The 21,762-nt window shown below is 39.0% G+C and carries 16 protein-coding genes and 1 tRNA gene; 9 read left to right on the top strand and 8 right to left on the bottom strand.

What is annotated here, in order from left to right:
* The 3 genes from glgP to Q0X89_RS01335 all read left to right on the top strand — a co-directional run.
* Positions 1 to 1,183 (top strand): alpha-glucan family phosphorylase (gene glgP / locus Q0X89_RS01345; RefSeq protein WP_297690813.1); only part of this gene is annotated, 1,183 nt, incomplete at its 5' end.
* Positions 1,184 to 1,218: 35 nt separating this feature from the next.
* Positions 1,219 to 2,079 (top strand): fructosamine kinase family protein, encoded by an 861-nt coding sequence (locus Q0X89_RS01340; protein ID WP_297690812.1) that lies wholly within the window; start codon positions 1,219 to 1,221, stop codon positions 2,077 to 2,079.
* 83 nt (positions 2,080 to 2,162) lie between these two features.
* Positions 2,163 to 4,277 (top strand): PQQ-binding-like beta-propeller repeat protein, encoded by a 2,115-nt coding sequence (locus Q0X89_RS01335; protein WP_297690811.1) that lies wholly within the window; start codon positions 2,163 to 2,165, stop codon positions 4,275 to 4,277.
* A gap of 1 nt (position 4,278) precedes the next feature.
* On the opposite strand, the gene Q0X89_RS01330 is transcribed toward Q0X89_RS01335, so the two are convergent.
* Entirely contained in the window at positions 4,279 to 5,838 is a 1,560-nt protein-coding gene (locus Q0X89_RS01330; protein ID WP_297690810.1) for a sulfatase, read from the bottom strand.
* A 125-nt stretch (positions 5,839 to 5,963) separates the two neighbouring features.
* Here Q0X89_RS01330 and Q0X89_RS01325 point away from each other — a divergent pair, with 125 nt between their 5' ends.
* The 3 genes from Q0X89_RS01325 to Q0X89_RS01315 all read left to right on the top strand — a co-directional run bounded on the left by Q0X89_RS01325 (position 5,964) and on the right by Q0X89_RS01315 (position 10,127).
* Positions 5,964 to 6,899 (top strand): Gfo/Idh/MocA family oxidoreductase, encoded by a 936-nt coding sequence (locus Q0X89_RS01325; RefSeq protein WP_297690809.1) that lies wholly within the window; start codon positions 5,964 to 5,966, stop codon positions 6,897 to 6,899.
* 108 nt (positions 6,900 to 7,007) lie between these two features.
* The gene (locus Q0X89_RS01320) at positions 7,008 to 8,486 is read left to right on the top strand and encodes an acyl-CoA synthetase (protein WP_297690808.1); all 1,479 of its coding nucleotides are present in this window, start codon (positions 7,008 to 7,010) and stop codon (positions 8,484 to 8,486) included.
* Positions 8,487 to 8,609: 123 nt separating this feature from the next.
* Positions 8,610 to 10,127: a hypothetical protein gene (locus tag Q0X89_RS01315; protein ID WP_297690807.1), complete on the top strand. Its 1,518-nt coding sequence runs from the start codon at positions 8,610 to 8,612 to the stop codon at positions 10,125 to 10,127.
* Positions 10,128 to 10,156: 29 nt separating this feature from the next.
* Here the strand turns inward: Q0X89_RS01315 and Q0X89_RS01310 are convergent, their stop codons facing one another.
* Genes Q0X89_RS01310 through rpiB form a run of 3 tightly spaced genes read right to left on the bottom strand, consistent with a single transcriptional unit; the run spans position 10,157 to position 11,971 of the window.
* Positions 10,157 to 10,597: a GNAT family N-acetyltransferase gene (locus Q0X89_RS01310; RefSeq protein ID WP_297690806.1), complete on the bottom strand. Its 441-nt coding sequence runs from the start codon at positions 10,595 to 10,597 to the stop codon at positions 10,157 to 10,159.
* Between the two features lie 3 nt (positions 10,598 to 10,600).
* Positions 10,601 to 11,530 (bottom strand): cation diffusion facilitator family transporter, encoded by a 930-nt coding sequence (locus tag Q0X89_RS01305; protein ID WP_297690805.1) that lies wholly within the window; start codon positions 11,528 to 11,530, stop codon positions 10,601 to 10,603.
* 9 nt (positions 11,531 to 11,539) lie between these two features.
* On the bottom strand, positions 11,540 to 11,971 hold the full coding sequence (gene rpiB / locus Q0X89_RS01300) for a ribose 5-phosphate isomerase B (RefSeq protein ID WP_297690804.1): 432 nt from the start codon (positions 11,969 to 11,971) through the stop codon (positions 11,540 to 11,542).
* A 616-nt stretch (positions 11,972 to 12,587) separates the two neighbouring features.
* Here rpiB and rnr point away from each other — a divergent pair.
* Genes rnr through Q0X89_RS01285 form a run of 3 tightly spaced genes read left to right on the top strand, consistent with a single transcriptional unit; the run spans position 12,588 to position 16,196 of the window.
* Positions 12,588 to 14,777: a ribonuclease R gene (gene rnr / locus Q0X89_RS01295; protein ID WP_297690803.1), complete on the top strand. Its 2,190-nt coding sequence runs from the start codon at positions 12,588 to 12,590 to the stop codon at positions 14,775 to 14,777.
* 56 nt (positions 14,778 to 14,833) lie between these two features.
* Complete coding sequence (locus Q0X89_RS01290; RefSeq protein ID WP_297690802.1) at positions 14,834 to 15,514, top strand: head GIN domain-containing protein; 681 nt, start codon at positions 14,834 to 14,836, stop codon at positions 15,512 to 15,514.
* 16 nt (positions 15,515 to 15,530) lie between these two features.
* Complete coding sequence (locus Q0X89_RS01285) at positions 15,531 to 16,196, top strand: LysE family translocator (RefSeq protein WP_297690801.1); 666 nt, start codon at positions 15,531 to 15,533, stop codon at positions 16,194 to 16,196.
* A 66-nt stretch (positions 16,197 to 16,262) separates the two neighbouring features.
* Here Q0X89_RS01285 and Q0X89_RS01280 read toward each other — a convergent pair.
* From Q0X89_RS01280 to Q0X89_RS01265, 4 genes are all read right to left on the bottom strand, one after another.
* Positions 16,263 to 16,333 (bottom strand) — tRNA-Cys (locus Q0X89_RS01280).
* A 47-nt stretch (positions 16,334 to 16,380) separates the two neighbouring features.
* On the bottom strand, positions 16,381 to 16,740 hold the full coding sequence (folB, locus tag Q0X89_RS01275; protein WP_297690800.1) for a dihydroneopterin aldolase: 360 nt from the start codon (positions 16,738 to 16,740) through the stop codon (positions 16,381 to 16,383).
* Between the two features lie 45 nt (positions 16,741 to 16,785).
* Complete coding sequence (locus Q0X89_RS01270) at positions 16,786 to 17,727, bottom strand: type IX secretion system membrane protein PorP/SprF (protein ID WP_297690799.1); 942 nt, start codon at positions 17,725 to 17,727, stop codon at positions 16,786 to 16,788.
* Positions 17,728 to 17,746: 19 nt separating this feature from the next.
* On the bottom strand, positions 17,747 to 21,762 hold a 4,016-nt coding region (locus Q0X89_RS01265; protein ID WP_297690798.1), incomplete at its 5' end, for a T9SS type B sorting domain-containing protein.

The raw sequence follows: 21,762 nt of genomic DNA, 5'->3' as shown, positions 1-21,762 counted from the left end.
CCTAACGCGCATCTCGCAAAATATAGTGCTTGGCATTGGTGGGGCAAAGGTGGTCCAGGAATTGGGAGGGGCAGACATGTATCATTTAAACGAAGGACATGCCCTACCTGCCTTTTATTATCTCCGTAATCTGGGAGTTACCAGAAATCAAATGTTTTTCACTACACATACCCCCGAAAAAGCGGGTAATATGGAACGAAATGGACATCTGTTGAATAGCTGCGGTTTCTTTGGAAAAACACTTACCGAAGATGAGTTAAACAAAGAAGTTGTAAATGATGATATCCTCAATTATACGGTTTCGGCGCTTAGAATGGCAAAAAAGGTTAATGCTGTTTCCAAACTTCACGCTGTTGTGGCCAATAGTATGTGGAATAGTTTTGAAGGAACCACTAAAATTATACCAATTACCAATTCCCAAAACCAGAGATTTTGGCAGGATAATGCCCTTGCCAGGGCCTGGAAAAGTCTCAATTCAAAGGCATTTAAAAGGAGAAAACTCGAATTAAAATCCCAGCTCTTCGATGTAGTATTAGATCAGACAGGGAAACTTTTTGATCCCAATGTCCTTACTATTGTCTGGGCAAGAAGATTTGCTCAATACAAAAGGGCAGACCTGTTATTATACGATATTGAGCGTTTCGAAAAACTTGTTTCTTCTTCAAAATACCCCATTCAGATTATTTGGGCAGGCAAACCCTATCCAACGGATTATTATTCCATAGACATGTTTAATCACCTTGTAAATTATACAAAATACAGAACCAATATGGCGGTGCTTATTGGGTATGAAATGGAGCTTTCCAGAAAACTTAAAACAGGTTCTGATGTGTGGTTGAACACGCCTAGAATAACAAGGGAGGCGTCTGGTACAAGTGGAATGACTGCTGCTATGAATGGCTCGTTAAACTTAACCATTAATGATGGGTGGATACCAGAATTTGCAAAAAACGGAAAGAATTCATTTGTCCTTCCTGAAGCAGATTTCAGATCTCCCGCCTGGGAACAAGATAAATTTGACAGCGATAACCTTTATAATGTGCTGGAACAACAAGTTCTGCCTATATTTTATGAAAAACCTGAGAAATGGCAGGAAATGGTCTTTAAGGCAATTGATGGGGTTGTACCGGCCTTTACAAGCCGCAGAATGGCTGATGAATATTATACTAAACTCTATAAATAATGATGATTATTTGTGCGTCTTATTAATTCATAAAAATGAAAGCAGGGGTTAAGGATGCTATTGGTGCTCTTCTCGGAACTAAGATAAAAAATGTTGCCCCTGTCTCTGGTGGTGATATTTCCAAAGCCTATTTGCTGTATACAGACTCTGATACCATTTTTTGCAAATTAAATAGTTCGCCATCTGCCAAAGCTATGTTTGAAGCGGAGGTTGAAGGTTTGAAGGCAATTGCCAATACAAAAACCATAAAAACCCCCGCTATTTACGCTGTTAATGACATAGAAGAAGGCGCTTGTTTATTAATGGAATATGTGCCTTCCAAACGACCGGATTCAAAAGAATTGGAAATACTTGGCGCTCAATTGGCGAAGATGCATCAAATAAGTTCCGATTATTTTGGGTGGGAAAATCCAAATTTCATTGGCAACTTACCGCAGTCCAACAGAAAGCATGACAATTGGATTTCATTCTATAGTGAGGAGCGCTTAACGCCTCAGTTTCAAGCTGCAATAAATCAAAATTTGTTAACGAAAGATGATGTTCCGGGACTTGAAAAGCTTCAAGCCGTTATTAGTTCCTATTGCCCGGATATTAAACCGTCCTTATTGCATGGGGATTTATGGGGCGGCAATTTTATCATTAGTGAAAATGGCCTTCCGTATCTTATAGATCCGGCCGTGTATTTTGGGCATAGTGAAATAGATCTTTCCATGTCGCGGCTCTTTGGTGGTTTTGGGTCTCCTTTCTATACTGCATATTATGATATTAATCCGCCTGCCCCCGGTGAGCCCGGCCGCATGGCTATATATCAGCTATATTATTTACTCGTTCATTTAAACTTGTTTGGAAGATCTTATTATAGATCGGTGAAGGAAATATTACATGCACATTTTTGATAAGTATACATTTGGTTAGTATCAAAAAATCTGGCTAATATTAGATTCTTTTGATACTTTTATTAATCATAAATTTTAAAAAAATGCTTTACAGGAGTTCCTGGTTCTATTGTATTCTCTTTGTAATTTCCGCCTTTGTATCTGGGTGTAAATATTCAGAAGGGCCAAAAAAGGAGAAAACAAAATATACTACCTGGTCTTCTTATTTAGGGGGTCCCGATAGAAATCATTATTCCGTACTTTCCCAAATAACAAAAGAAAATATAGGCAGTCTTAAGCTTGCCTGGCAATACGAGGCGCCCGATTATGGTCAGATGCAAATGAACCCTATAGTTGTAGACACCATTTTATATGGGGTTACTGCTGCCCTTAGGGTGGTTGCTCTTCATGCCGGGACAGGAAAAGAAATCTGGCGGTATGGTGATTCTTTGCAGATATGGCATTCTACCAGTCGCGGTGTTTCCTATTGGGAGCACAAGGAAGATAAACGTATTCTGTTTACAAAAGGCCCTGAATTATTTGCTCTGAATGCCATAACCGGAGAACCTATCATAGATTTTGGGGTTAATGGAAAAGTTGACCTGCATATTGGAATGCCAGAGACGGCAAAAGATAAATTTGTAATATCCAATACCCCGGGGACAATATTTCAGGACCTTATAGTTATGCCGCTGAGGGTATCCGAAAGTGCCGGGGCTGCGCCCGGAAATATTATGGCTTTTAACGTTATAACAGGTCAGCTCGAATGGGTATTCCATACTATTCCTCTCCCGGGAGAAGAGGGTGCTGACACATGGGAAGATAAAAACGAATTGGTGGGGGCAGCAAATAATTGGGCCGGGATGGCGGTTGATGAGGGCCGGGGAATTATATATGTTCCTACAGGTTCTGCAGCTCCGGATTTTTATGGCGGCATACGAAAAGGGAGTAATTTATTTGCAAATTGCCTTTTGGCCCTGGAAGCTGAAACAGGAAGGCTATTATGGCATTTTCAATTCACACATCATGACATTTGGGATAGGGACCCTCCCGCGCCTCCAAATTTAATTACCATTACAAGGAATGGCAAAAAAATACCGGCAGTGGCTCAGGTAACAAAACAAGGGTATATATATGTTTTTCACAGAGAAACCGGCGAGCCTTTGTTTGATATCAATGAAGTGCCAGTGCCTGCTTCGGGCCTTAAAGGAGAAAAAGCCTGGGAAACACAGCCTTTTCCCGTAAGTCCGAAGCCTTTTGCGCGCCAGTCTTCAGAATTGACAGTAAATGATATCAGTCCTTATGCACAAAACAAAGAAGAGCTAAAGGCTGTGTTAACAGCTGCCGATAAACGTATTTATGCCCCTCCGGGGCTCGACCCTGTTTTGCTCTTACCGGGATATGATGGTGCGGCTGAATGGGGTGGTGCGGCTGCTGATCCGGAAGATGGTATTCTGTATGTTAATTCAAATGAAATGGCCTGGATAATGCAGATGGGAGAGAATAGTAACGGCCAAAAGGGCGGTTCCTATGGAGAAAGTGTCTATAAAAAGTATTGCGCGGTTTGTCATCAAGATGACAAGAGCGGAATAGCTGCAAGCGGATTTCCCTCTCTGATAAATATTGGTGATAAACTGAGCGAAGAAGAATTGCTAAATCAAATTAAACGTGGAAAAGGTATGATGACGGGGTTTCCGCAACTAACAGCATCTGAGCAGGAAGGTCTTATCAGTTTCCTTTTAGATGAAGATGCTAAAAAAGAGGTGGGTTCCGACCTTCCGGAATTGGAAGACATTCCTTATAAACATTTGGGTTACAACAAATTTTTGGCAAGCGATGGCCTTCCGGCTATTTCACCCCCCTGGGGAACTCTCCATGCTATTGATCTAAATTCAGGCGACTATATTTGGTCCGTTCCTTTTGGAGACACTCCTCACTTGAAGGAAAAAGGATATCCAAGAACCGGAACAGAAAATTATGGAGGGGCAGTAGTTACAGAAAATGGCCTTCTGTTTATAGGCGCTACCAAAGATGGTTACTTCAGGGTGTTCGATAAACATACCGGAAAAATACTTTGGGAATATGAATTGCCTGCTGCGGCTTTTGCTACGCCAGCGATGTATCAGGTAAATGGCAAACAATATATTGCTATTGCCTGCGGAGGTGAAAAATTAGGAACAGAGAAGGGAAATAAGATTGTGGCATTTTCACTGGATTAGCTTATTCGGCATTAGGCCTATAACACCCTGATTTTTCAAACGCTGATCCTGTATTTAAAAGCATCGAATAATTTTTAATCTCATCATCCAGATCAAAGTTTTGTCTCTGATAATTTGGAGTGTACAATACCTCATCCCAATTGGTACTCTTTGGTTCTGTAGCCCTAAGGTCTCCGGTAGTATTCATCCAATTCGTCAACTCTGTGTGTAAAGAATCCTTCAGACGTTCATATTTCTTGTCAGCCGCTACATTGTTCATATTATAAGGGTCGTTTGCCAAAATATATAATTCTTCCGGCGGGCGCTTGTCAAAAGCAAGTTTATAAAGCTGTTGACCCTCGGGGTCATCCTTGTTGGCCAGGATCAAAAACTTGGAAATGGAATTATCTACATCGCCATACTGTCCCACAGACTGATGAACCATAGAATCTCCCGCCGGCCATCTTTCATGCTCAAAATTCCTGATGTATAGGTATTCACTGGTTCTTATGGCCCTGGAAGGATAACTTAAGTTTCCTTTGCGGACATTTGCATGGCGTTCCCTTTCTAAAAAAACCTGGTTTCGCTCATTGCTGTCATTCATTTTACTATTACTCAAAAGTTTTATAAGGCTTTTTCCTTCAAATTCATCCGGTACAGATATCCCCGCAGCTTCTAAAAATGTTGGTCCCAAATCAATAAAATTTACGAAGTCATTTATTTTCAAATTCGATTCAATGTGGGTTGTCCAGTAAATCGCAAGGGGCATTCGGGTTCCATAATCATATAAATTTGCTTTGGCTCTTGGAAATGGCATGCCGTTATCACTTGTCATAACAAGTATGGTGTTCTCTAATAAGCCCCGGGTTCTCAATATGCTAATGATATTACCGCATTCGCGATCAAAACGTTCAACCTCAAAATAATAATCCAGCATATCATTGCGTACACATGGGGTGTCGGGCAAAAAAGCCGGCACTACTACCGACGCCGGATCCATCCCGGTTTTAATGCCTGTATTAGTTTCATAATCGCGATGTGGGTCTTTGCTTCCAAACCAGTAAAAAAAAGGTTGTCCCTGATCTTTTGAGTCCAGAAATGTTCTGAAGTTCGGGTAATCCTTGCCTGCAGGATTATGCGTGTATCCCCCTGATTCATAATCTCCGGGACCCCATCCCTTCCTGCTCTTACCTGTATGGTAGCCACTAGATTCTAAAATAGATACCCAATTGGAAAATTTTTCTGGGAAAACAGACCATAGATTTCCTGCGCTTTCCAACTGGTGTGGATATCGACTGGTTAGAATGCTTGCCCTGGAAGGCGAACAAGAAGGTGAGGCGCAAAATGCATTATTGAAAAGTGCTCCTTCTTTGGCAAGGAAATCAAATGTTGGTGTTCTAACGATTTCATCTCCATAAACACCTGCATGAGGATAAGACCAGTCGTCTGCTATAAAAAAAACAATGTTTGGAGGAAGCGGGTCGGGATTGGATTGAATTGAAGTGTTTTTTTGATCTTTACAAGCACATAAAAGCATCAAGAATATAATGCTGGAAAATTTATAGATATAATTTTCGGTCATGCCCAGGTAAGGTTTCCTTTTTATATTTATTAAGTGTCTTATAATCAAATATATAAAAAGTATGTTATTTTTAAACTTTGGACACAATGGCTGTGTTTGAGCCTTTGCATAAAAAAGAGCTTTATATGGGAAGAATAAAAATTCTGGTTGTAGGTTGTGGAAATATGGGAACCAGCCACGCCCGAGCTTACCATAAATTACAAGGTTTTGAAATTGTTGGTTTGGTTAGCAGGACACCACAAAGCCGGGAGCGACTTTCTGATGAACTCGGTGGCCTGCCTAAATTTGGTGATTTTACAGAAGCACTTGCCGCTACAAACCCTGATGCGGTAGCCATAAGTACCTATCCTGATACCCATGCGGCATACGTGAAAGAAAGCCTCGAGGCCGGTGCACATGTATTTGTTGAAAAACCAATAGCCTTAACCATTGAAGAGGCCGAAGAACTTGTTGATTTGGCCAAATCAAAAAATAGAAAATTGGTGGTTGGCTATATCCTGAGGGTTCATCCTGCCTGGACAAAATTCGTGGAAACGGCACAATCGCTTGGTAAACCTCTGGTGATGCGCATGAATCTTAATCAACAAAGCTCTGAAGATCAATGGTATACACACAAACAGCTTATGCAATCTATGTCGCCAATTGTAGATTGCGGGGTACATTACGTTGATATAATGTGTTTAATGACGAGGGCAAAACCAATTAGTGTAAGTGCTATCGGGGCCCGGTTAACAGAAGAAATAAGTTCTGATATGTATAATTACGGACAGCTGCAGGTTCGTTTCGATGATGGCTCTGTTGGTTGGTATGAAGCCGGTTGGGGGCCTATGATTAGTGAAACAGCATTTTTTGTAAAGGACGTAATAGGGCCTAAAGGCTGCGTTTCCATTGTGGATGAAAAAAAGGGCGATTCTGATGATATTGAAGGACACACTAAAACCGGAGGATTAATATTACATTTTAGTGAGTTGGATGCGGCCGGAAAATTTGTGAAGAAAGACCAGTTAATCAATACAGAAGATGAACCTGCAATCATTTATCAGATGCGGTTAATAGTTTAAAAATAGTTCTAGCAGCCGATAAATCGTATCGAACAGGTGAAACCGTTCATTTCTAATGGCTTTATTTCAATTTTATCAGATATATTTAAGCTTTGCAATTATAACAGCATGATTGAACTTTTCCAAAAGGCCAATTTACATAAGGACAGGCCTGCAATTGTTTCTAATGGAAACACCTATTCGTATGAGGATTTGCTGGTCAGATCCTCTGCGGTTGCTGCCAACCTTTTAAACAAAGCGTCTGATTTAAACCAAGCCAGAATAGCCTTTTTAGTGCCTCCGTCTTTCGAATATACGGCTGTGCAATGGGGAATATGGGCTGCCGGTGGAATTGCTGTGCCTTTGTGCGTACAACATCCGTTACCTTCAATGGAATATGTTATTGAAGATTCCGGTTCTAAAGTGATAATCGTTCATAAAGATTATCAGCATGTGCTTCAGCCGCTTGAATCAAGGCCCGGTTTGTCTATTATTCCTTTGGAGGAGGTTTTTAAAATGAATTCCTCCCCCCTGCCCGATATCGATTTGCATAGAAGGGCTATGATGTTATATACTAGCGGTACCACTAATAAACCAAAAGGCGTGGTAACCACACATGGTATTATCCAATCCCAGATTACCACTCTTGTAGAGGCCTGGGAATGGCAAAAAGATGATTATATTTTAAATATTCTGCCTCTACACCATGTTCATGGAATAATAAATGTGTTGAGCTGTGCGCTTTGGAGCGGTGCCTGTTGTGAATTTCACGCCAAATTCGAGGCAAAGGAGGTTTGGAGTGCTATTTTGTCTGGAAGAATGACGCTCTTTATGGCAGTCCCAACGATATACTATAAACTAATTAACTATTGGGAAGGTAAAAACAAAAAAGATCGGCTGTTAATGTCAGAAGCGGCATCTAAGCTAAGGCTTATGGTTTCAGGGTCCGCCGCACTACCTGTTCCTGTTCTTGAAAAGTGGAAATCCATAACCGGCCATACACTATTGGAGCGTTATGGAATGACCGAAATTGGGATGGGGCTTTCAAACTCGTATAGGAAGGAGAGAAGACCCGGCTATGTTGGTAACCCCTTGCCCGGAGTGGAATTACGGCTGGCAGATAATGACAATAACCCCGTTGATAAAGATAAGCCCGGAGAAATTCAAATAAAAGGGCCTTGTGTATTTAAGGAATACTGGCAAAAGGAAGAGGCCACAAGAGAGGCCTTCACCAAAGACGGTTGGTTTAGAACGGGCGATATTGCTATATTGCATAATGGTATGTACAAAATTTTAGGGCGTGATAGTGTTGATATAATTAAATCTGGTGGCTATAAAATTTCTGCGCTGGAAATTGAAGACGTCCTGAGGGGTCATAAAGACATTAAGGATTCTGCCGTAATTGGTTTGGAAGATGAAGAGTGGGGACAAGTCGTAGCTGCTTGCCTGGTATCCGGACAAAAAGCATTGGATTTTGACGAAATTTCAAAATGGCTTAGAGCCAGATTGCCCGCTTATAAGATTCCCCGAAAATATATTCTTCAAAGGAAGCTCCCTAGAAATGTTTTGGGTAAAGTAACCAAGAATGAACTTAAATCACTTTTTTAATATGGATTTTCTAAGTCTGTTTCCATATATAGGTATTGTCTTGTTAGTTGTTGTAAACGCCATTCTGGTAATGAAAAGAGATATTAAGGTTGACCGGAATAGGGACGATAACCAATCGAGGTAATGGACTATCTGAAAGAACATTATTTAACCCTTCTGTTAACTACTTTTTATGTGGCAGGTTGTCTGTATATCGGATGGCATTTTAAGAAGAAGGCAAGACGAGGGGTTGAGGGTTATTTTGTTGCTAAAAGGGAAATTCCCGGTTGGGTTATTTCACTGGCCTTTTTCTCTACCTCGGCCAGTACGAATACTTATATTGGTCAGGCCGGTATTTCATTTGAATATGGTCTCTCCTGGGCATGGATGGGATTAATATGGACCTTCTTTTGCGTAATTTCCTGGCAGCTTTTAGGCCCCAGAATGAGGTATCAGACGGCTCGTTTAAATTCTTATACAATCCCCGATTATTTTCATCTGCGCTATAAAAGCAATCTGGCCAAAAGCATTCGCGTTTTGTCTGCGTTTATAATCCTTTTTGCAACAATATGGTATATGGTAGGTATAGCCAAGGGTTGTGCACATGTTCTTACCTCTGTTTTAGATATTCCTTATGAATACGGCGCTTTTGCAATTATTTTTATTACCTGTGTTTACACCATTTGGGGTGGTATGTACAGTGTTTTATGGACAGATGCCATTCAGGGAATAATTATGTTTGGCGTGGCTATTCTAATGTTAATGCTCCCTTTTATTTATTTAGGCGGGGTTGATAATGTAATAGAAAGCATTTCCGTTACGGATCATCTAACAAAATCTGGTGAACCAATAGGTAATGGCCTAGTTGTTTTTGGCAAACTGGTTTCTTTTCTATATATCCTTGGAATAGGGCTCTCTATTGGAATGAAGCAAATTTCAGAACCAAAAAACCTTATTCGGTTTTATTCTATCAATAATGCAAAAAGCATGAGATTCGCCATGATCTGGACTCCTGTTTTTTTGGGCGTATCCCTGGTTTGTGTAATGGGGCTCGGGGCTTTGGTACATGGAATGACAACTGTTGAGGAGGCAAACTATCTCATAAATAATACCGATGAGGTAATTGGTTTTATGCTGGATAAATTTGACAACAGGCTGGTTAGCGGAATCTGCGTTGCCGGTTTATTTGCGGCCGGTATGTCTTCATTAGCTTCGGTTATTATCATAATTGGAACTGCATTTGTAAATGATATATGGCACGTTGTTAAACCAATGCCGGTTACCAAAATTATTCCAAGAACTAAATGGGCAATGGGGATATATTGTTTGATGGTATATATTTTTACTTTGTTTCCAATGGCTGGTATCGTGGAACTAACCGCATTTGCAGGGGCTGTTTTTGCAGCGAGTTTCTTCCCTGCGATTTTTGGAGGACTTTACTTTAAATGGGGTACAGACCTGGGTGCAATTTCTTCAATGATCGTGGGTATGCTGGTAAATATTATCTGGCGTTTTGGGTTTCGGTTTAACTATCCGGGGCTCGAGGATATACACGAGATAATTCCTGCTTTTCTATTTGCTTTGATAACCTATTTTGCTGTTAGCTTGTTAAGTAAGGATCGAAGACCGGACGAAAAACACCTGGCTAATGTTTTTGACTAAAAAATATTGAAATAAGTAATGATATAAGATTACTCTTTGATCATGAGTATGTGCGGAATATCATCTTCCAAATACGTTTCTCCGACTGCTTTGAAATCCATGTCTTCATAGAATTTTTGCAAATAGGTCTGCGCTGACAGGTGAATAGTGGTCTCTTTAAAATAATCCTCTATTGCTTTTATTGAAGCCAGCATAATTTCCTTTCCATAGCCCCCCACCCTCATGGGCTTCTTTACTACAACACGTCCTATGCAGGCATGGTCCATATAATCTCCCGGTTTGAAAATTCTGGTGTACGCTATAATCTCATTGTCTTTTGTTCCTATAACATGTAACGCCTTACTGTCTTTGTCGTCCATGTCCTGATATACACAATTCTGCTCCACTACAAAAACCTCTGACCGCAACTGAAGAATACGGTATAATTCCAGGTTGCTGAGTTCGTCAAAAGATTTAATAGTGATATTCATATGTTAATCCTGCACAATGACTTTTTTGCTGTCGCATTTGCCAAATTCAGGCTGTATATTCAAATGATTTATCCCAAATTTATGGTACACCTCTTCCTCTATTGTTTCCAATATCTTATCAAATTCTGACAGGTTTATATCTTCATCAAAATCAATGTGAGCCTCCAGGTGTATTTCATCCTCATTCAGTTGCCAGATGTGTACGTGGTGCACATTTTTTACGGGTCTTATTTTTGATATTTCTGATACTATTTGTTGCACCTCAATGGTATTCGGGGTAAATAGCATTAATACTCTGGTAGAGGTCTTAAGGAGGTCATACCCCATATAAACAAGGTATAATGCAATTAAGATAGTTAAAACAGGATCTACCCAGTATAGTGCGTAAAACTTCATTAATAATCCTCCAATTAGGACAGCAACAGACGCCATCATGTCTGTAAATAAATGGAGATAAGCAGATTGCATGTTCATATTTGCCTTAGCGTCTTTTTTAATTAGAAGAACACTAAATCCGTTTGCTGCTATCCCTAATAAAGACAGCCAGATAACTAAATTCGATTCAATTTCAATTGGATTTATAAATCTTTCGATAGCTTCTTTCACCAGGATTATAGAAACAATGATCAGGGTTGAGGAATTTACAAAAGCCGCTATTATTTCGGCTCTCTTATATCCAAAAGTCTTGTTTAAAGAAGCTTTCTTTTTTGATAATAAATTAGCCACATAACTAATAATCAGCGAAAGGACATCGCTGAAATTATGAAGTGCGTCTGATAATAAAGCAAGACTTCCGGATAATATTCCTCCGATTACCTGTGCAAGGGTTATTAAAATATTAAGAAGTATTGTAATAAAAAGATTTCTTCCTTTTAAATCTTTATGAGAATGGGAGTGCGGATGGGAATGTGAATGTGAATGCGAATGGCCCATGTTGTTTCTTTAAGAGCAGGGTATTTTTTCAATTCGTCGTTCATGTCTCCCGCCTTCAAATTTTGTGTTAAGAAAAGTTATTACCATTTCTAAAGCCTGGGGAAGAGAAATAAAACGTGCGGGAAGGCTTAGGATGTTCGCATTGTTGTGCTCCCTGGCTAATGCCACTATTTCCTTGTTCCAGCAAAGTGCTGCCCTAATACCCTGGTGTTTATTTGCGGTCATACTGGCACCATTTCCACTGCCACAAATTATTATACCCAAATCGGCACTATCTGTTTCCACATCAGATGCAACAGGGTGAATAAAGTCGGGATAATCCACGCTGTCTGAACCATCCGTACCATGATTTACTACTTCTATGCTCATAGATTTGAGAAGACCCACAATTGCCAGTTTATATTCCGTGCCTGCATGATCATTGCCTATTGATATTTTCATAGTATAAGAGTATTTAGAATTAGTACAAAGTTACAAATACCTTCGGGAAACGTGGTTTTAAATATTGTTAACAGCTTACTATATTATAAAAGCGTAAGTAATTGGTTAAGAAACTGTTACTAATTTATTTGATTTGTTAATAACCATAGGATAAGAAATGAGTATTGTTTTTTATAATCTGGTAAAAAAATTGCTTTACAAAACCTTATCGGTTTTAAGAAAACTTTTTCTCAATTTTTTACAGAAAGATATTAAAATTGAATGCCCTGGTAATTAACAGAAAAGAAAGATTTAGTTGTAAGTAATTCTATGTTGAAATCAGTTATTAAGAGTCGTGTATAAAAAAGTTAAATTATTGATGCTTAGACTATACAGTAGAGTTCTAATTGTCAATAAACTCTTTTTTCTGTTTATAGCAACAATTGCTTAAAATTTTTATAAGTAGTATTAACAAACAATCATAATCATCATTTTTTATATAATTTAATTAAAGTAATAATTAATAAATTAATAATTGTTGATATGTTATTTGCGCAATAGTTTGGTTTAAATCTGGTTTAGTGAATAGAGTGCTATGGATTATAATTCGTAATTTTCCACCCAAATAAAGAATTTAATGTCGAAGAAAAAGAAAAGGGCGAAAAGCCATAAAATAAATGAAATTACAAAGGGGATATTCTCAGTACTGGAGAAAGACCCTTCTAAAAGTTTTAATTATAAACAAGTTGCCTCAAAACTTGAATTAAAGGACACTGAAAGCCGGAATTTATTAATTAGAAGATTGGGTGAATTAAAAAATGAAAAACGAATACAAGAAAATACAAGAGGTAAATACCAGGCAATTGTAAATGGAAAATACTATCAGGGAAAGGTTGATATTACCGCGAGGGGTAATGCATATGTTGTTGTTGATGAATTAGAGAGCGACATCTTTGTACCATATAACAGAATAAACAGGGCTTTTCATGGTGACACCGTGGAGGTAGATATATTTAAAAAGAGAGGCGGCAAGAAACCGGAAGGTGAAATAAAGAAGGTACTGGAACGAAAAAAGAAAAGATTTGTAGGTATAGTAGACTTGCAAAAGACATTCGCATTTATTAGACCTACCGATATAAGAATGTATACGGATATTTTTATTCCGCCTGAAAATATAGGTAAAGCAAAGAATGGTGAGAAAGTACTTGTAGAAATTATTGATTGGCCAGATAAAAATGAATCTCCTTATGGCAAAATAATTGAAATTCTTGGTAAACCCGGGGACCACCATACAGAAATCCATGCCATATTAGCTGAATATGGCTTACCTTCTGAATTTCCGGCTGAGGTGGAACATTATGCGAATTCTTTGGATACTTCAATAAAACAGGAAGAAATTTCAAAAAGAAAAGACTTAAGGGAACTTCTTACATTTACGATAGATCCCCGGGATGCGAAAGATTTTGATGATGCTTTATCCTTTGAAGTCTTGGATAATGGTAATTTCTCAATAGGTATACATATAGCCGATGTTTCTCATTATGTGAAGCCAGACACTATATTGGAACAAGAAGCTTATGAAAGGGCAACCTCGGTCTATCTGGTAGACAGGGTTGTGCCAATGTTACCTGAAGTTTTATCTAATAACGCTTGTTCATTGCGCCCTCATGAAGATAAATACACGTTTTCCGCAATTTTTGAGATGGATGAACATTGTTCGGTAAAAAACCAATGGTTTGGACGCACGGTTATTAATTCAAATGAACGATTTGCTTATGAGGAAGCCCAACACATTATAGAAACGGGAAAAGCATTAATTCCTGAGTCTGTTTCAATTCGAAATAAGGCTTATTCAGTTGGCAAAGAAATCGTTTATGCAATAAACACCTTGAATAGCCTGGCTAAGAAAATGAGAAGCAGGAGGATGGATTCCGGAGCTATTTCTTTCGACAAAGTAGAAGTTAAATTCAATCTTAATTCAAAAAATGAACCGGAGGGTGTCTATTTTAAAGAAGCCAAGGACTCAAATAAATTAATTGAGGAATTTATGTTATTGGCGAATCGCAGAGTAGCAGCCTTTATTGGTAAACAAAAACCAACAAAAACTTTTGTATATCGAATTCACGATCAGCCGGATGAGGAAAAATTATTAGCTTTAAACAGTATTATTTCACGTTTTGGACACAAGCTTAACCTCAGGGACAAAAAAGCCGTTAGCAACTCTTTAAATAAGCTCCTGGAGGACGTAAAAGGCAAGAAAGAACAAAATCTTGTTGACACTTTAGCGATACGCAGTATGAGTAAGGCAGTCTACAGCACGGATAATATAGGACACTATGGTTTAGCATTCGAATTTTACTCCCATTTTACATCCCCTATTAGGCGTTATCCGGATGTAATGGTACACAGACTGCTCCAACATTATTTAGAAGGAGGGAAATCTCCCAACAGCGAAACCTATGAGGAAATGTGCAAGCATTCTTCTGATATGGAAAATTTAGCCGCTAGTGCCGAACGCGATTCAATTAAATATATGCAGATTAAGTTTATGCAGGATCATAAGGATCAGGAATTCAGAGGTGTTATTTCCGGAGTTACAGAATGGGGAATTTATGTTGAAATAATTGAAAATAAATGCGAAGGAATGGTCCGAATACGGGATATAAAGGATGATTATTATACCTTTGATGAACGGGAATATGCAATAATAGGAGAACGTACCTATAAAAAGTACCAGTTGGGAGATATAGTTATAGTGATGGTAAAAAGTACGGATTTAGTAAAGCGCCATCTGGATTTCTCACTTTTAGGTAAACCAGAAGAATAACTCATTTTTGGAATAGAATTTGTTTATTCTCAGGGATAAACACTAAAACCAACGTAATGAAACAATTAATACTTTTTGTTTTTTTTCTGTTTCTTATGCAGACCGCAAGACCACAGGATGGCAAAATCAGTATGAATTTGGCAAACTTCACTGAGGTTAAGGCATTTGATGGAATATCTGTGAATTTGATTAAATCAAATGAAAACAAAGCTGTAATTACAGGAGCAAATACAGATAAGGTTAATTTTGTTAATTCAGATGGAATACTTAAGATCCGCATGGAAATAACTAAAATTTTTAGTGGGTACAGGACCTTTGTAGACCTTTATTACACACAGAATTTACTCATAATTGATGTTAATGAAGATGCAAGAATTGGCTCTAAAGATACATTTAATCAGGAGGTCATTGAATTAAAAGCTCAGGAAGGAGGAGAATTAGAAATAAAAGCAACAGTAGAACAAATGTTGATCAGATCTGTCTCCGGAGGAGTTATTACCACAACTGGGGAATCAGATGTTCAGGATGTAGCTATTAATACCGGAGGTTCTTATTTAGGCAAGGATTTTAAGACAAAATTTACCACTGTAAATGTAAATGCCGGATCTAGCGCAGAGATTTTCGCTTCGGATTATGTAAAAGCTACTGTGAAAGCCGGAGGAGAAGTTTTAGTCTTTGGAGACCCTGCAAAAATGGATGAAAAAACAGTTTTTGGAGGCAAAGTAACACGAATGTAAAGGAATTCTATATTTAATGGTAGAAGATATTCAGGCAGCTATACCGCTAGGTTTTTTGTTGGCCTTTATGATTGGCCCTGTTTTTTTTGTACTACTCGAAACAAGCGCAACTAAAGGGTTCAGGGCAGGTTTGTTTTTTGACCTGGGGGTTATTCTTGCGGATATTATTTTTCTTACAATTGCCTATTTCAGTAGTTTTCAATTACTGGAAAATTTAAGCAATCAACCCGGTTTGTATGTTTTTGGAGGAGCAATTCTTCTTATATACGGACTTACTACTTTCTTTAATAGAGATTTTGTAAAAGGAAGAACGGATATCAAACCAAGAAAAGGGGGTTATTTAAGCCTGTTTGTAAAAGGTTTCCTTCTTAATTTTATAAATATTGGAGTGCTTGTTTTTTGGTTGGGTGTGATTATAATAGTGGGCCCCAGCCTGGACAACCAGGCCAATAGGATTATTGTTTTCTTTTCGACAATGCTGGCCGCTTATTTAATTACCGACATTTTCAAAATTCTCCTGGCGAAGCAACTTCGGCGTAAGCTTACCACAGAACGGATTCGGATGATAAAGAAAGCCCTTGGAATTATATTGGTAATATGTGGACTTGTGCTTGTTTTTAAAGGTTTCCTTCCCAAGGACAAACTAAACATAGAAAAGGGCATTGAATATATAAGAGAATAACAAATCCCAGACTCCAGAAACATTCGGATTAAACAAAAAAACCTCTCATAAATTGAGAGGTTTTAGAGGCATCGAGCGGATTCGAACCGCTGTACAAGCTTTTGCAGAGCTGTGCCTAGCCACTCGGCCACGATGCCATTTAAAGGCGCAAAGGTACTATTTTTTCCTACTAAGAAAAAGAAACTTATGCTCTCTTTTTCTTAAGGGTTGCCGTTACCATTTCTACATCACCGTTTATTGGGGGATTCATTTTAGAAACTGAAACGACTGCCTTAGTAACAAATTGCAACTCTTTAAAAATACGATCTAATATTCTTTTTGATACATGTTCAAGCAGTTTTGAACTAATGAGCATTTCTTCCTTAACGACCTTATTGATAAATACATAGTCGACAGTATCTGTCAAATTATCTGAAACACTCGCTTTTTGTAGATCTGCGAAGACTTCAACAGTTACCAGGTAGTCACTACCAATAATATTCTCTTCTTTCAGGCAACCGTGATGGGCATAGACCCTAATGTTACGTACTGTTATTTTACCCACTTTCTATTAAGTTTTTGCAAACTTAACCTAAAGACCTGAGAATTTTTAATAAGTACACCTGCAATTGCTAATACCCTGGAATAGATCTACCCCAATGGTAATTACATGAGTACCTGTACTGAATCCCAGGATCTCATTCAATATAATCTGGTAGGAGTAGCCGAAATAGAAATTACTCTTCTTAAGCCCTATTAAAGGGGCAATATACAATGGGCTACCTACCTGATCATTCAGAAAACGATAGGTTACACCTGCGTAGTAGTAATCTTCAAAATCATACCACCTGAATTTTGCATTCAAATCCGTTACAGATCGCCCGTCACTTTCAAACCATTGAAAGAAAACAGAAGGCTCTATTTCAAAATTGCTCTTTTTCTTGCTGAATCTATAGCCGGAATAGAGATAATAATTTCTTAATTGGTTAGGCTCTGCTATGGGATTAAACTTTTCTAAGTCTTTATTCAGAAGGTTTGAAGCATTTAAACTTAGAAAAAACTTATTTTTTCTGTATAACACACCAACATCGAAATTGTGGTTTGTTGTGGCGCGGTCATCCGTAACACTCGGATCCGGATTATCAAAGTTTTCAATATCAATCCTAAACTGATTAAAGTTATAAGAAAGACCAAAGGAAAGGAATTCATCTTCATACTTATCTAAAGTAAGGTGATGCGCAAAAGACAACCTTGCCCCTCTTTGTTTGGTTTCCCCATTACTATCATTATACAGGATCATACCTACACCGGAGCGGTTGCCAACCCTTCCGTCAGCAGCCAAAGACTGAGTGTCCGGAGCATCTTTAATTCCAACCCACTGGGTCAGGCCATTAATCCGCACTTTTATGTAGTCACCTATTCCCGCATAGGTTGGCGATATAACAAAGGGGTTATCTGCTAAATACTGCGACAATTGTGGAAGCGTAAGCTCCTGTGCATGCAAAGCAAACGCACACAACATCAGCATTAAACATAACAATCTCTTGCGCATAATTCTATTAGGTTAAGTTTTATCTGTATAAAGTAAAATGTCCAACAAACTCTCTTTCATCGCGCTCACCATTCAACCTTATGACATACCAATAATCTCCTGTAGGCAATTCGTTGCCATGATATTTTCCATCCCAGCCGTTTGGTACAATCGTTTCTTCAGCAACTACTCTACCATAACGATCATATATTTTTATTAGTATTTCAGGATATCCTTCAATATTATCAGGAATCCAATAATCATTCATACCATCACCATCAGGGGTAAAGAAATTGGGGATTTCTATATCTATAAACTCCATGAATATTTGTGCAGACACCTCGCACCCGTTTTCATCTATTACCGTCACCGTATAGGTACCGGTCATAGTAATATAATAGGTGTTATCTGTACCATTATTATCATCGTTGAAATAGAACGTATAATCCTCAACACCACCAGTGGCAATTGCTGTTATCTCGTTAAGATTCTGTTGTTCCAACACCAGGGTCAATGGTTCGAAACTCATAATTTCAAAATCAACAGTTTGCATACATCCATTAGAATGTGAAATGGTTACATAATGGGTCCCCGGACTAATATTTCTGAAATCAGGATTCAATTGCAGATCTGCCGGATCTGTGGAATCTAAGGCGTACATAATAGAACCAAGAACAGTTGGATCTTCCATGGTAATGTTGATATAGTTTTCCGGAAGGATATCTGTACATTCATAAACAGGTTCTACTATAGCATTTAGATTAACGCCCGGATCAATTTCAACAATTACATTAGTTTCACAATCCTGCGCATCACGAACAAATATTACATAGGTACCGGCAGCCAGATCCGCAAAGGAAGTCTGATTTAATACATAATCAGCCGGATTATTGGAATTAAACGCAGTGCTATATGGCGCTGTACCTCCTGAGATACTGAGTGTTATTGTACCATCCTCACTACCAAGACATACTTCAGGTAATGCAGTATAGGTTACATCAAGAGGAGCTGGTTCTACGATTGTGAACTGGAATGGAATAAAACAGCCGTTTTCATCCTGAGCGATTACATCATAAACACCCGGCTCCAGATCAACAAATGTATTTTCTGTATCAAATTGGTTCAGGTTTGGCGTAATGGCATACAGGATATTACCTGTTCCTCCCGAAACTTCAACCGTAATTGTTCCATCATTCTGCCCGGCGCAGGTAACATCTGTGAATTCCTCCCTGTCTATTTGCAGCGGAACGGGTTCTGTTATAATTATTTCATTAGACACCTCAACACAATCCATGCTGATAACCCTTATATAATAGCTACCAACACCCAACATTGAGAAGTTCCCATCTGTCTGTGGTCCTGCGATTAAATTAGTTAAAGCGGCATCGCCAAATAATTCGTATGAATAACTACCTAAGCCTCCAAAAGCCTGAGCCATTATTGTAGCCGTCATTTCGCCGGTACAATTTATGATCGCAGCGCTTTCATCTATGACTATAGACAATGGAATTATAGGATCAATAGACACCTGGTTAGAGATTGTGGCCTCACATCCGAATGAATCACGTACATAATATTGATATACCCCTGCAGGAACAGTAAACATATGGGTGTTACCTCCAGACATTGGAGAATAAGCCACACCGTCTGTACTAAATTCATATGGTGCAGTACCACCCGTAGCAGTCAGTTCAATTTCCGCATGGTTAGTACAAGTGAGCGGAGTAAGTTGAATTAATGAACTGGTAACATCCGTAGGCTCAGAAATAGTAACCTGAATGGTCTCTACGTCACAATTCCAGCCATCGGATACGGTAATACTATATATTCCCGCACCAATGTTGTTGAATATTGGACTGGTCTGTCCGCCACTACTGAAATCTATTACAGTTCCGGTAGGATCATAATAATTTAATTGATATTGATAGACGCCTTGTCCGCCTATTACATTTATAGCTGTTACTGTAGCATTCGTATCTCCATAACAAACCAATGTGGTAGGTGTAGCTGTAATGTCTGCTGTGATTGGCACTGGCTGTATCAGAACTTCTGTATCGTTAAGAACACATCCGCCATCATCAGTAATTGCAATTGTAAAGTTACCGGCAGAAAGTCCTGTGAACAGGTAACTGTTTACATCGTTGACGGTATAAACCGCAGCAGTTGTGGTATTTGTCAATACGATATCATAAGGGGCATAACCTCCTTCAGGGTCTACAATAATTTCACCCTGGTCGTTGGTACAAGTAACGTTTGCAATTTCATTAATTGTAGCCGTAAGAGGCATATCCGGGGAGATAATTGTAATAATATTTGAATCCTCAACACATAAAGGCGCTGCTGTTTCAGTAATCCTTACAAAATAGTTTCCTCCGGAAACACCCGAAATAGTTAATGGGTTTGTAGCTGTGTCTCCTGCACCTGTAATTCCTGTACTAACACCTGCTGCCGTAAAGATTTCATAGTTATAAGTCCCGGCATATCCGGTAATATCTACTTCAAGAGCACCATTTGTATCCCCGAAACAAATCACAGGCAACGTTGCCGTTGCTACAACATCTATAAGATCATAGGGTGCAATACTATAAGGCGAATCTACATAACACCCGGTTGCCACATCCGTAACCCTGAACGTATAACTTCCCACAGCAGTTAAATCAAATTCTGCAGTAGTATTTGTTGGGGTCGAAGTTAATACACCATTAGGGTTGCCCAACGGAAGTAATTCGTAAGTATACGTATTTCCGGGATTACCATCATCTGTAACAGTGATCGTAATTTCTTCAGGCACCACACAAGAAATGGCAACGTCTTGTGAGACAGCTACAGTGAATACATTTAGCGGATCTATAACTACCGCATCTGTCGCTGTACATCCATTTGCATCCTGGACATAGACCGTAATATTTTGAACAAGACCCGTGTCTACAACATCAAAGGTGCTAGAAGTCTGGAAATTAATATTATCTATACTGTATAAATATGGACTGGTTCCTGTTCCTGCTCCAACGGTCGCTGTAATTGTAGCCGTATTTACCGTATTGTTAGGGTTACAGCTAAATGCCGTAGTCACTGCCGAAACAGTTAAGACAGACGGTTCATTTACAACAACTGGCTCTATTAGCGAACAACCTCTTTCTGAGATTGCCTCAACATTATAGGTGCCTGCAGCCAAGCCATCAAAAATTGGACTTGTTTGTGGCCCCGCAATAAGAACCAATAAGGCATCATACAGATTATAGGTATAAATTGGGTTATCATTTACGCCCGGAGCCACAGGTGTTAAGTTTACTGTTATACTTCCATCGCTTAATCCGTTACAAGATACATCTACCACGGTATGTGGGTCGAAAGTAACAGGCGTAGGCGCATCTAATTCCTGCGTTATAGTTTTTGTACATACAGGATTAGTGGTATCCAAATCGGTCACCATAAAAGAATAGGTACCTGGCTGGTTCAAGCCTGTGAAAACCCCGGTATTGTTAACAACAGATGTTATAAGATCAGGGAATGTAACTATATAGCTCAAATTCGCAGAACCTCCGGTTACTGTAATGGTAATTTCACCATCCGGAGATGCCGTACAGTCTATAGGTTTTACCACTGTGCTTATTAATGACATCTCTTCGTAAAGAACTTCCGGACCTATAGTTGTTATACAAGACCACTGGTCTGTTATCTGAACTTCATAGCTTCCAGCTCCAAGGCCGGAGAATACAGTTGAAGTCTGTGGCGCACCAAAAGGCGCTGCATCTTTTATTAATTGGTAGGTATAGTTACTTCCTTGTCCACCAGCTGTTCCGATTACTTCAATTTCACCCTGAAGATTGGTACAGTTTTCCTGATTGATTTGCAAAGTAGCTGTAATTGGAAGAGGATCTGTAAGAACAATGTTGTTCTGGATCATCTCCTCACAACCGCTTGAATCTATTACCCAGGCTTCATAAGTACCCGCTACAAGGTTTTCAAACCTTGGTCCGGCAACATAATCTCCAGGACCAGTTGGCGGCACGGTTCCTACATAATAAGTGTAGCCACCCCAGCCTCCGAGAACAT

Origin of the sequence: uncultured Eudoraea sp. (assembly GCF_947258525.1) — a bacterium.
Lineage (GTDB): Bacteria > Bacteroidota > Bacteroidia > Flavobacteriales > Flavobacteriaceae > Eudoraea.
This window is presented reverse-complemented; position numbering and strand designations above follow the sequence as displayed.